Raw genomic sequence first — 11,676 nt, forward strand, 5'->3', positions numbered from 1 at the left:
CCATGAAGCTGTTCGATGTCTTGGTGGCCTTCGCCAGCCTCAGCCTGTTGCTGCTGATCGGCATGGCCCTACGGCAGCGGCTGCGCTGGTTGCGCCAACTGGGCATTCCAGAGGCTCTGGTGGCTGGTCTGCTGGGGTTGCTGGTGGGCCCTTTTGGCCCATTCCCGATCTTTCCTGAGCAGGTCTACAAGGTGTGGGGGCAAACCCCTGGCGTGCTGATCAGCCTGGTGTTCGCCACCTTGTTTTTGGGCCAGCGCCTGCCCAGCCCTGGGGTGATCTGGAAACGCGCCGCTGGCCAAACCGCCTTTGGCATGGTCCTCGGCTTCGGCCAATACCTGGTGGGCGGCCTCCTAGTGCTAGCCATCTTGCAACCACTGTTTGGCACCAATCCCCTGATGGCCGCCCTGATCGAGGTGGGCTTTGAGGGAGGCCACGGCACGGCCGCTGGCATGGGCGCCACCTTCCGGGAGCTGGGCCTGGAGTCAGGCGAAACCTTGGGCCTGGCCATGGCCACCGTGGGCGTGCTCACCGCTGTGGTGATCGGCAGCACCTTGGTGGTGTTCGGCCGCCGCCGTCAGTGGCTGGCGCAAAAAGAGCGTGGGCTTGAACCAGCTGATCCCAATGCAGCGCTGCTGCAACAGATCGCCGACGAGGACCCCTTTTCAGCCGGAGAGCGGCTGGCGATCGAAACGGCCGCTGGCACAGCCGAGCCCGCCGAACAGAACTCCCTCACGATTGATGCGCTGACGATCAACCTGGCCCTCGCCGGTGGGGCCGTCGGCCTGGGCATCCTGCTGAAGGCTTTGATCACCGCACTAGGAAGCAGCCTGGGCGGAGCTGAAACCGCTCGGCTGCTGCAGGCCATCCCCATCTTCCCGTTGGCGATGGTGGGGGGCCTGATCGTTCAGGTCGCCCTGCAACGCAGCCGACAGACCTCCTTGGCCTCCGCCTCAGCGCAGGCCAGCGTGGGCTCAGTGGCGATGGATCTGCTGATCACCGCAGCGATGGCCAGCCTCAACCTGCCGTTGCTGGAAGAAAACTGGCTGCCCTTCATCGCCTTGGCGATTGCCGGGTTGAGCTGGAACATCGCGGCGTTCTTCCTGCTCGCTCCGCGGATCTTCAGCGATCACTGGTTTGAACGCGGCATTGCTGATTTCGGCCAAGGCACCGGAGTCACCGCCACGGGCCTGTTGCTGCTGCGCATGGCCGATCCCTACGGCCGCAGCCGCGTCATGGAGGCCTTCTCGTTTAAGCAACTGGTGTTTGAACCGTTCCTTGGAGGCGGGCTGATCACAGCCTTGTCGCCCCTGTTGATCGCCGGCTGGGGGCTGCCCCGCTTCAGCCTGGTGGCCCTGGTGCTCACCCTGCTCGCCATCGGCTTCGGCCTCAGGCTGGGACGCCGAACTCAGCTGAGCTGAACCTTGCGATCGATCGGGCGGTAGCCCCACCAATCGGGCACTTGGGGCTGCGAGCCACCACTGGGGTTGGGGCTGAGCTGCACATGCCAGCCCTCGAGCAGATCCAGCGGCAAGCAATCGTCGACGGCATGCAGATCGTCTTTGTGGCGCTGCTGGGCATCGGGCAACAAACGTCGTTTGGCACGCGCTTTGGCCGCCGCGGCCGAGGGAGCCACCACCAAACCGATTTGATGCAACTCCAGCAAGTTGCTGGGGTTGTAGCCCCCCACATTCACAAACCAAAGCTTCTCCACCGAGTCAGCAGGTGTTTGGGTGAGGTTGATGGCATAGCCATCGATTTGACGCACCTGCATCCAGCTGTCGAGATGCAGGCCGCGCCGCCTGCCCACCCACTGGCGCTGCAGCTCGGGAATCGTGGCCTCAATGGTGGAACCCACCACAAAACGCACGTCGTGGAGTTCGACATGGCAGCCATCGATGCGGCCGCCCAATACAACGAGAAACAGCTTGGGCTGCTCAGGCGTGCTCACGCAGAAATGCAGCCGATGAAGCCAACTCCTCCAAGAACGCGTCGATCTCGGCTTCGGTGGTGGTGAAACCAAGACTGGCGCGCGCCGATCCACTCAGGCCTAAGAGCCTGTGCAACGGCTGGGTGCAGTGATGGCCGCTGCGAATGCAAATGCCACTGGCATCGAGCAAGGCGGCCAAGTCGTTGGCATGCAGGCCATCAACGACAAAAGCAGCCAAAGCACCGCGATCGGGCTGTTGCTCGGGGCTCGGGCCGAGCAAACGCACCCCATCAATGCGGCTCAAGCCCTCCCAAAGACGGGCGGTGAGGCGCTGCTCCCACCGATGGATCGCCGCAAGACCCAACGCCTGGATGTAGTCGATGGCGGCAGCCATACCGATGGCCTCACCAATCGCTGGAGTTCCCGCTTCAAATTTGTGGGGCAAAGCAGCCCAGGTGCTGCGCTCCAGGAACACCTCATCAATCATTTCGCCACCACCGAGGAACGGTGGGGCCTGCTCCAGCAACTCACGCCGACCCCAAAGAAAGCCCATGCCTGTGGGGCCACAGAGCTTGTGACTGGATCCCACCAACCAATCACACTCCAGCTGCTTCACATCAACCGGCAGATGGGGAAGGCTTTGGCAGGCATCCACCAGCACTCGGGCGCCAACGGCGTGGGCGAGGGACACCACCTCAGCGATGGGATTGAGGCACCCCAGGGTGTTGCTGACATGCGCCAACGCGACCAGGCGGGTGCGCCCGTTGAGCTGACCGCGCAGATCATCGAGATCCAACTCACCGGTGGCGGTGAGCCCCACATGTCGCAACACGGCTCCCGTCCGCGCTGCCACCATCTGCCAAGGCACCAGGTTGCTGTGGTGCTCCATCACCGTGGTGAGGATCTCGTCTCCGGGTTGGAGCTGATCGAGCGCCCAAGTCATCGCCACCAAATTGATGGCCTCGGTGGCATTGCGGGTGAACACGATTTCAGCTGGATCAGCCGATCCCACCAAGGCTGCCGTTGTGTTGCGGGCCGCTTCAAAGGCATCAGTGGCACGAGCACTGAGGCTGTGGGCACCGCGGTGCACATTGGCGTTGTCGCAGCGGTAGTAGTGATCCAGGGCTTCAAGCACCTGGCGCGGTTTCTGGCTGGTGGCCGCGTAATCGAGATAGATCAGCGGACGGCCATGGATCTGCTGATCGAGCACAGGGAAATCCCCACGGGTGCGCTGTGCCAGATCCAGCCCAAGAGCGGCAGCTGTCATCGCGCTGAGCTCCCTTGCCATGGATGCCAACCCGCAGCCAGCGGCGGCAGCTGATTCAAGACCTCCAAGCAGAAGCCCCGGCGCAGCAACTCGGTGGCTGCCGGGCGATCAATGCCGCGGCTGCGCAGGTAAAACAGCTCCTCATCGGCCAAGCTGCTGACGGTGGCGCCATGGCTGCAACGCACGTCGTCGGCAACGATCTCCAGTTCTGGCTTGGTGTCGACCCAGGCCTGCTCACTGAGCAGCAAATGACGACTGAGCTGGGCGGCATCCGTGCCTTGTGCTGCGCAGGGCACCTGCACGGTGCCGTTGAAGATGCTGTGGGATCGGCCATCCACGAGCGCTTTTTGCAGCTGATCCAGGCGGCCATCAGGGCCATCGAATCGCACCAAGCTGTGCAAATCAGCAATGGCGGTGCCACTCAGCACGGCCAAATCCCGCAGACAGGTTTCAGCGCCGCCAGCGCATTGCAACAACTGCGGCTCCTGGCGGGCGAGGGCCCAACCCTGAACCACGGCCGTACGGCTGTAGGAGCTGCCGGGCTGCTGACGGATGGCACTGCCTGCCATCAACACAGCGCCTTCATCACCTTGGAGCCATTGACCCTCCACCAACCTGGCGCCGGTGGCCAGATCGGCTTCGAGCCAAGGCAAGCAAAGGCTGGAGGCGGTGCTGCTGATCCGCAACGCCAACTCCAACTCGGCGTTCTCCGCCAGAAGGAAACGCAACCGCGGCGCCAGCAGCGCGCGGGCAGCCTCTGGCTGTAGCCACAACTCCAAACGCAGCCTGGCGCCAGCAGCCAGAGCAAGTTGCAACTGCGGGCCAGCGACAGAGGCATGCAGTCGGCAGGGCAAGCCGGTGGCCTCTCCAGGCTCAACGCCGCTTAAAACAGCTCCTTCCGGCAAGGGCTGGGAACCCGGAGCCAAGCTGAAGCTCAGTCCATCAGGGCCGAGCTGCAGCCGCACCACATCCGCTTCCGGCGCCGGCCAGGCAGCACTAGCGGCGCTAGCGCAGGGCTTCAAAGCGCGTGGATCAAGCTGCAACAGCGGCGCCAGATCAGTGAAACGCCAGTCCTCCTGACGACTGGGGGGCAGGGTGAGCTCAGAGGCAGCAAGCCCATGGCTCGCCCTCAATCCATCGAGCCAGCTTTGGCGCTCCAGCACCGCGCTGCTCATGCCAACACCTCAGGGCTGCGCGAGGTGACGCCAGCTTCAGCATCCACCCAGTCATAACCACGGCGCTCCAGCTCAAGGGCCAACTCCGGACCACCGGTGCGCAGGATGCGGCCATGGGCCATGACATGCACAAACTGCGGAGTGATCGCATCGAGCAGACGCTGGTAGTGGGTGATCAACAAGGTGGCGTTGTCGGGACCGGCCAGGTGATTCACCCCTGCAGCCACGATGCGCAGGGCATCGATATCCAGGCCGGAATCGGTTTCATCAAGGATCGCCACCACCGGCTCCAGCAGAGCCATTTGCAGGATTTCATTGCGCTTTTTCTCGCCGCCTGAGAACCCCTCATTGAGGCTGCGCTCAAGGAACGACGGATCCATCTGCACCAGCTCCAGCCGTTGCTGCAGATGCTCTTCAAAACTGAAAGTGTCGAGCTCTTCGAGCTCCTGCGCTTGACGGCGCGCGTTGGTCGACACCCGCAGAAATTCCAGGTTGCTCACCCCAGGGATTTCCACCGGGTACTGAAAGCCCAAAAACACACCGGCCCTGGAGCGCTCTTCTGGTGGCAGCTCAGCGATGTCCTGACCACGGAACCGCACGCTGCCACCGGTGATGGTGTAGGTGGGATGCCCCGCAATCACCTTGGAGAGGGTGCTTTTGCCGCTGCCATTGCGGCCCATCACCGCATGGATTTCACCGGCGCGGACCGTGAGATTGACCCCACAAAGAATCTCCTGATCGGCGACCGAGGCGCGCAGATCGGTGATCTCAAGCAGGACAGGGGACTCAGACACAACGAATTAGTGAGGTGGGCAAGCAGCGGGTTAACCGACGGAACCCTCGAGCTTGAGGGCGAGCAGCTTGTCGGCTTCAGCGGCAAATTCCAGCGGGAGCTGGTTGAAGACGTCGCGGCAAAAACCGCTGACCATCATCGACACCGCCTCTTCAAAAGCGATGCCACGGCTCTGCAAGTAGAAGAGCTGATCTTCCGAAATCCGGCAGGTGCTGGCCTCATGCTCAACGGTGGCCTGGGGTTGCTGCGATCGGATGTAGGGATAGGTGTTGGCGGCCGCTTGATCGCCGATCAACATCGAATCGCATTGGCTGTAATTGCGAGCGCCAATCGCTTTAGCCCCCATTTGCACGAGCCCGCGGTAGCTGTTGGCGGAGCGGCCAGCGCTAATCCCTTTGCTGACGATCGTTGAACGGCTACGTGGACCGACATGGACCATCTTTGTGCCGGTATCAGCCTGCTGGCAGTTGTTGGTCAGAGCCACGGAGTAAAACTCGCCAACGGAATCAGCACCAGCCAATACACAGCTGGGATATTTCCACGTGATGGCTGAGCCGGTCTCCACCTGGGTCCAGCTGATGTGACTGCGGGCGCCCTTGCAGATGCCGCGCTTGGTCACGAAGTTGTAGATGCCGCCTTTGCCGTTCTCATCGCCGGCATACCAGTTCTGAACGGTGGAGTACTTGATCGAGGCGTCATCGAAGGCCACCAACTCCACCACCGCGGCATGCAGCTGGTTGGTGTCAAACATCGGGGCAGTGCAGCCCTCGAGGTAACTCACCGACGCCCCCTCTTCGGCAACGATCAAGGTGCGCTCGAATTGACCGGTATCACCGCTGTTGATGCGGAAATAGGTCGAGAGGTCCATCGGGCAGGTGACGCCCTTGGGAATGAAAACAAATGAACCGTCGCTGAACACCGCTGAATTCAGCGCAGCAAAATAGTTATCAGCGATCGGAACAACGCTGCCCAGGTAGCGCTCGATCAACTCGGGGTGCTCTTCAACCGCTTCACTGAAGGAGCAGAAGATGACACCATGCTCGGCCAGCTGCTCTTTGTAGGTGGTGGCAATCGAAACACTGTCGAAGACAGCGTCCACCGCCACATTGGAAAGACGCTTCTGCTCACTCAGCGGAATCCCAAGCTTGTCGAACGTCTCCAGCAACTTGGGGTCGACCTCATCGAGGCTGGCCTTCTTCTGCTCCTGTTTGGGAGCGGCGTAATAAACGATGTCCTGGTAGTCGATGGGCGGGTAGCCCAAAGCAGCCCAATCGGGCTCAGCCATGCGCTGCCATCGGCGGAAGGCACGCAGGCGGAAATCCAGCAAGAACTGGGGCTCCTTCTTTTTGGCCGAAATCAGCCGAACAACCTCTTCACTGAGGCCCTTGGCGATCTTCTCCGTTTCAATGTCAGTGACAAAGCCATAGCGATAAGGCTGGCTAACCAGGTCGCTGACATTGCTGGAGGCCACTGGCGCGTCCAAAGCATTCACAGGCGGAGTGGCACTCATCCAGAGGTATGGGCCTGGATTTCATCCAGGGTGATGCTCTGCTTCTCACCGCGGAACGGGTTGTCCTCGGTCAGGAACAGCATGCAGTGACAGTCCTTGCGCTCGCGCATCGGCACGCAGGGGCAGTTCCAAAACGCTTGAGAGACCTCCGCCTCTTTGTCTTCGTAGTGGCGGCAAGGACAAAGGGCGCCACCAAGCTCGTCTTTGTGGCGGGCCAAACCCTCGAGCACCACTGCCGTGACACCAGGATCACTACAGAAGTAGGTCCCCGTGCGCTGGGCATAGGTTTCCGCAAAACGGCGGATGACTTCAAGGCTGTCTGAAGCCGCGGGCTGTTGCGCGTCGTCTGCCATAGGGGCCGGAATTACGAAACACCTTGGTTTCCTTTCCCAAGGCTAGAGCAAGGGTATGCCCTGCAGTGGCACCCCCAAGCCTTAACTGACATCCGCGTGCGGCGTTCATAGCTTGCGAGAAACCTCCCCTGGATCCCGTGGTGACTCTCTCTGATCTGCAGCAGCGGCCCGTGGACGAGCTGTTGGGCGATGAAGCCGATCTCTTATTGCGTACACAGCCCAAGGTGAGCCGCGACCGGCTGCACCTACCAGGCCCGGATGTGGTCAGCCGGATGTTTGAAAGCTCAGACCGCAGCCCTCAGGTGCTACGCAGCCTGCAGCAGCTCTATGGATCCGGCCGACTGGCCCACACCGGCTACCTCTCGATCCTGCCGGTGGACCAGGGCATTGAGCACTCAGCGGCCCACTCCTTTGCCCCAACCCCGGAATACTTCGACAGCGAAGCCATCGTTGAACTGGCCGTCGAAGCTGGCTGCAGCGCTGTGGCCTCAACCCTGGGTGTGCTGGGCTCGGTGGCCCGCCGCTGGGCCCACCGGATCCCCTTCCTGGTGAAGCTCAACCACAACCAGCTGCTGACAGCACCCAACGTGCACGAGCAGATCCTGTTTGCTTCGGTTGATCAGGCCTGGAACATGGGCGCCGTGGCCGTTGGCGCCACCATCTATTTCGGCAGCGACGACTGCAACCGGGAGCTGCAACAGATCGCGGCGCTGTTTGAGCAAGCCCACAGCCGTGGCATGGCCACGGTGCTGTGGTGCTATCTGCGCAACCCAGTCTTCAAGCAGCCAGAAGCCGATTACCACCTAGCCGCCGACCTCACCGGCCAGGCCAACCATCTCGGGGTCACCATCGGCGCCGACATCATTAAGCAGAAGCTGCCTGAGAACAATGGCGGTTACGGCGCTGTGGCCCGGGCCCTCGGTCAGTCCTATGGGATGACCGATGAGCGCATCTACGACGAGCTCAGCAGCGCCAACCCCATCGACCTCTGCCGCTATCAAGTTCTCAATTGCTATTCAGGCCGCATCGGCCTGATCAACAGCGGCGGCGCGGCTGGCAAAAACGATGTGCACGACGCCGTGCGCACCGCCGTGATCAACAAGCGCGCTGGCGGCTGCGGCCTGATCATGGGGCGCAAGGCGTTCCAGAAGCCGCGCCAAGAAGGAGCCGCTCTGATCCAACGGGTTCAAGACGTCTATCTCGACCCAGCGATCCCCATCGCCTGATGCCAGGCTGGGAAGACGATGACGTCTTCTCCTGTCTCCACCCACGAAGCTGCGCTCACCTTGCTGTTGCGGCAAGGTGAGGCTTCGGCTGCAGAACTAGCCCAGCAATTGGGGGTGTCTGTTCAGGTGATGCGCCGCCACCTGCGCAGCCTCGAGCGCGACGAGCTGGTGGAAGCCAGCCCACAATCCGGCGGTCCCGGCCGGCCGAGCAATCGCTGGCGCCTGACAGCCAACGGCCGTGGACGCTTTCCCGATGGCAGTGAGCATTTCGCCCTTGGCCTGCTGCAGTCGCTGAGCACAGCCTTGCCCCCAGAGCAAGTCAAAGACCTGCTCAGCACCCAAGCGGATTGCCAAGCCGGGCGCTACCGCGAGCAACTCGGCGATGAGCCCCTCTCCGGCCGACTGGAAAAACTGGTGGAGCTCAGGCGGCGCGAGGGCTATGTGGCCGACTGCCGCCAGGATCCCGACAGTTCTGCATGGCTGCTGCAGGAGTATCACTGCTCGGTCTCACGGGTGGCCGAAGCCTTCCCCTTGATCTGCGATCAAGAGCTGCAGGTGATGCGGCGCACCTTCCCCGATTGCAGCGTTGAGCGGGTGCACTGGAAGCTCGATGGCGATCACACCTGTGGTTTCCGGCTCACCCCCCGTGGCTGAGAGCCCACTGAGCCACGACGAAGCCGCAGCCATTGATGCCCTGCCCTGGCCGCTGCTGGAGCGCCAGCGACTACGGCTGCTGGCTCACAGCCTGCGCAGCCTGCAGGCCGCTGCCGGGCGCAGCGATGGCGCTCTCCCCAGCGGGAGTGAACTGGAGGCCTGGGCGGTGGCACAGCCCCAGCTCCAGCGGGAGCATCACTTTCGGCAGCTGCTGATCGAACAACTCAGCGCCGCTGGCATGCGCCTGAAGCAAATTGCCGAGGCCCAAGCACCAGAGCAAACCCCGCTCAGCCTCAGCCTTGAGCAGCTGATACGAGCATCAACACCCCCGCAAAGCCAAGCCCACCAGCCAACACCCCCGGCCAGCCCGGATGATCACCCTCCAAACGACTGAGGGGCAGGGCCATCAACGGCGCCGTTGCCAGCAAGCTCACGGCCAGCCCCACCGGCAGCTGTTGCAAGCTGGCCTGCTGCAGCACGATCCCCAGGCTGGTGCCGAGCAGTGTGGCCAACAGCACCAAGGGCCAGCGGGGGCTTGCAGGGCGTGGCTGCTGCTTGGTGGGCAAGCGCACCCAAGGCAACATCACTGCCAAGGCCGCCAGCAAGCGCACCGCAGCTGCCGTGAGCGGCTGCCAGCTGCTGCCTGCCAAGGCCCAACGCGACAGCAACGCCCCGGCCAAGCCGCAGAGCAATGCCAGGGCAATGCATAGCAATCCCAGCCCTTGTTCCCGCGCTGGTGTGCCTCCAGGCGGGGCTTGCCGAGCCACGATCAAGACCGCCAGGCTGATCAGTGCGATCGCCAGCCACTGCTGCAGCTGTAGGGACTCCGCCAAGGTGAGCTGGGCCAGGAGTGCTGAAAGGGCGGGCCCACCGGCATCGAGCGTCAAGCTGCGGCGGGTGCCCAAACGCCGCAGCGCAGCGAAATAAAAGCTGTCGCCCAGGGCAATCCCCAAGACTCCGCTGAGCATCAAAGCCAGCAGGGTGGGCGCTGAAACGCCCTGCCACGCACCAGACCAGAGCAGCACAGGCAGCAAGCTCAAGCTGCCAATGAGGTTTTTGAGCAGATTGAGCTGCGAGGCGCTGAGCGAGGTGGGCACCCGTCGCCAAAGCCCACTGGCGATGGTCCAGCAGAAGGCAGCCAACAGGGCCGCCACGACACCGATCAACATGGGGATCGACCCGGCAGGCTGGACGCCATGGATTGCATCACCGACGCCCTCAGTTTCTTTGGCCAAAGCTGTGGCCGCTGGCGCTCCCAACGCTCCCAGCACCATCTCTTGCATCGCCGGGCGGAAGCCGGCGCTTCATTGGTGGAAGTGGCGATGGTGGAAGCCGATGACCCTCGGCTGAGCGCCCTGGCCGAGCTGCACAAGATGGACCCCGGCGCGGTGGTGGGGGGCTGTCATGTGCGCTGGAGCGGCTCAATGGCCTGGGACCGAGCCGGGGAAAACCATGAAAGCGAAACGGTGTTTGCCCTGCTGCCCGACGACAGCGAAGGCTGCCAGGGCTTCCTCCTGCGCGACATGGGGTATTCCGTGAAAGAACCAGTCGCCGGGCGCTTTCGCCTGGATGAGCAGAAAAGCCTTTGGCTGAGCACCAACTACGAAATGATGGACAGCGGCGAGTGCTTTTGGTTCGCCGGACCCAACACCAGGCTGCGCACCAGCACCGTGCAAGGGCTCTCCAACACCGCCTCCCTCTGCATGGAAACCAGGGTCCTAGAGGACGCCCAACCGATGAGAGACCAGCAGCCCTCGGCCCAAGCCAGCTCCCTGCTGGGCTGGTAACAAATACTTAGAAAAGCCGTCCGAAAAGTTACGGACTGTGATCGCGATTGAAAAGATTCGGCTCTCTTCCAGCCCCCACTTCTACGATCAGCGTCGTCGGATGCTGACTACTGAGTGGCTATTCCCCTCCTGCCGTACGCGCCCATCACCCAAAACGCCCGGGTGGAGCGGATTCGCGTGGGCTCGGACGAAGACCTCAAGGTCGTAGCCCTCGACCAGTCGATGGACGCCGACAACCTCAAGACAGTCATTGAGTCGGCGTATCGCCAGATCTTTTTCCACGCCTTCAAGAGCGACCGCGATCGCTTCTTGGAATCACAGCTGCGCAACGGTCAGATCACCGTGCGCGATTTCATCCGCGGCCTCTGCCTCTCGGACACCTTCACCCGCACCTTCTACGGGTTCAACAGCAACTACAAGGTGGTGCGCCACTTGGTGGAACGCCTGCTGGGACGCAAGACCAGCGGCAAAGGCGAGGAGCTCTCCTGGTCCATCGTGATCGCCACCAAAGGTGTTGCCGGCATGGTGGACGCCTTGCTCGATAGCGAGGAGTACCTCGACAACTTCGGTTTCGACACCGTCCCTTACCAGCGCCATCGCGTGCTGCCCGGGCGCGATCTGGGCGACACCCCCTTCAACATCACCACTCCTCGCTACGACGAGTACCACCGCAACAAGCTGGGCTTCCCCCAGATCATCTTCACTGGCGACATCAAGCGGTTGCCCGAGCGCGCCAAGATCAAGCGAGGCGGCAATCCAGCCGACTACATGGATTGGGTCGGGAGCATGGGCGCAGTCAACATGCCTGGCTCTCAAGCCCAAACCAGTGGGGACTACATGTCACGCGTTCCTTACCGCAGCATCGGCCGCTAAGCGATCGCGTTCAGCACCCTTCAAAGCACTCCGAAAGGGGTGCTTTTTTGTGCCGCTCACGCGTCTGGCCTAGCAAGAATCAGGAATTGCTGACGGGTGAAGAGATCTCTG

The 11,676-nt window shown here is 62.4% G+C and carries 13 protein-coding genes; 6 read left to right on the top strand and 7 right to left on the bottom strand.

What is annotated here, in order from left to right; all coding sequences use genetic code 11:
* Positions 1-2 precede the first annotated feature (2 nt).
* Positions 3-1,418: a sodium/glutamate symporter gene (locus tag SynMINOS11_RS10085; RefSeq protein ID WP_043738301.1), complete on the top strand. Its 1,416-nt coding sequence runs from the start codon at positions 3-5 to the stop codon at positions 1,416-1,418.
* On the opposite strand, the gene SynMINOS11_RS10090 is transcribed toward SynMINOS11_RS10085, so the two are convergent.
* The 6 genes from SynMINOS11_RS10090 to SynMINOS11_RS10115 are packed head-to-tail and all read right to left on the bottom strand — an operon-like array spanning position 1,406 to position 7,025.
* A complete protein-coding gene (locus tag SynMINOS11_RS10090; protein WP_186548305.1) occupies positions 1,406-1,948 on the bottom strand; it encodes a DUF1543 domain-containing protein in 543 nt (180 codons plus the stop codon). The genes SynMINOS11_RS10085 and SynMINOS11_RS10090 overlap by 13 nt on opposite strands.
* Complete coding sequence (locus SynMINOS11_RS10095) at positions 1,935-3,194, bottom strand: SufS family cysteine desulfurase (RefSeq protein WP_043737300.1); 1,260 nt, start codon at positions 3,192-3,194, stop codon at positions 1,935-1,937. Before SynMINOS11_RS10095 ends, SynMINOS11_RS10090 begins: the two co-directional genes overlap by 14 nt.
* Positions 3,191-4,369, bottom strand: coding sequence for a SufD family Fe-S cluster assembly protein (locus SynMINOS11_RS10100; protein WP_186548309.1), 1,179 nt, complete (start codon positions 4,367-4,369; stop codon positions 3,191-3,193). The genes SynMINOS11_RS10095 and SynMINOS11_RS10100 overlap by 4 nt, the downstream gene beginning before the upstream one ends.
* Positions 4,366-5,163, bottom strand: coding sequence for a Fe-S cluster assembly ATPase SufC (gene sufC, locus SynMINOS11_RS10105; protein WP_011936431.1), 798 nt, complete (start codon positions 5,161-5,163; stop codon positions 4,366-4,368). Before sufC ends, SynMINOS11_RS10100 begins: the two co-directional genes overlap by 4 nt.
* Before the next feature lie 30 nt (positions 5,164-5,193).
* On the bottom strand, positions 5,194-6,672 hold the full coding sequence (sufB, locus tag SynMINOS11_RS10110; RefSeq protein WP_255445389.1) for a Fe-S cluster assembly protein SufB: 1,479 nt from the start codon (positions 6,670-6,672) through the stop codon (positions 5,194-5,196).
* Entirely contained in the window at positions 6,669-7,025 is a 357-nt protein-coding gene (locus SynMINOS11_RS10115) for a ferredoxin-thioredoxin reductase catalytic domain-containing protein (protein ID WP_011936433.1), read from the bottom strand. Before SynMINOS11_RS10115 ends, sufB begins: the two co-directional genes overlap by 4 nt.
* A 140-nt stretch (positions 7,026-7,165) precedes the next feature.
* On the opposite strand from SynMINOS11_RS10115, the gene SynMINOS11_RS10120 reads away from it, so the two are divergent.
* From SynMINOS11_RS10120 to SynMINOS11_RS10130, 3 genes are read left to right on the top strand one after another with little or no spacing between them, the layout of a single operon-like run.
* Positions 7,166-8,251, top strand: coding sequence for a class I fructose-bisphosphate aldolase (locus SynMINOS11_RS10120; RefSeq protein WP_050815555.1), 1,086 nt, complete (start codon positions 7,166-7,168; stop codon positions 8,249-8,251).
* Positions 8,252-8,269: 18 nt separating this feature from the next.
* Entirely contained in the window at positions 8,270-8,905 is a 636-nt protein-coding gene (gene sufR / locus SynMINOS11_RS10125) for an iron-sulfur cluster biosynthesis transcriptional regulator SufR (RefSeq protein ID WP_011936435.1), read from the top strand.
* Positions 8,862-9,299: a hypothetical protein gene (locus SynMINOS11_RS10130; RefSeq protein ID WP_186548311.1), complete on the top strand. Its 438-nt coding sequence runs from the start codon at positions 8,862-8,864 to the stop codon at positions 9,297-9,299. Before sufR ends, SynMINOS11_RS10130 begins: the two co-directional genes overlap by 44 nt.
* Here SynMINOS11_RS10130 and SynMINOS11_RS10135 read toward each other — a convergent pair.
* On the bottom strand, positions 9,199-10,074 hold the full coding sequence (locus tag SynMINOS11_RS10135) for a DMT family transporter (protein WP_186548313.1): 876 nt from the start codon (positions 10,072-10,074) through the stop codon (positions 9,199-9,201). The two genes, SynMINOS11_RS10130 and SynMINOS11_RS10135, sit on opposite strands and share 101 nt — an antisense overlap.
* Positions 10,075-10,101: 27 nt before the next feature.
* Between SynMINOS11_RS10135 and SynMINOS11_RS10140 the strand changes: the two genes are divergently transcribed.
* Positions 10,102-10,692, top strand: coding sequence for a phycobiliprotein lyase (locus SynMINOS11_RS10140; RefSeq protein WP_011936438.1), 591 nt, complete (start codon positions 10,102-10,104; stop codon positions 10,690-10,692).
* Positions 10,693-10,806: 114 nt separating this feature from the next.
* Positions 10,807-11,565: a phycobilisome rod-core linker polypeptide gene (locus SynMINOS11_RS10145; protein WP_011936439.1), complete on the top strand. Its 759-nt coding sequence runs from the start codon at positions 10,807-10,809 to the stop codon at positions 11,563-11,565.
* Positions 11,566-11,676: the final 111 nt, after the last annotated feature.

This window comes from Synechococcus sp. Minos11 (genome assembly GCF_014279855.1).
Lineage (GTDB): Bacteria > Cyanobacteriota > Cyanobacteriia > PCC-6307 > Cyanobiaceae > RCC307.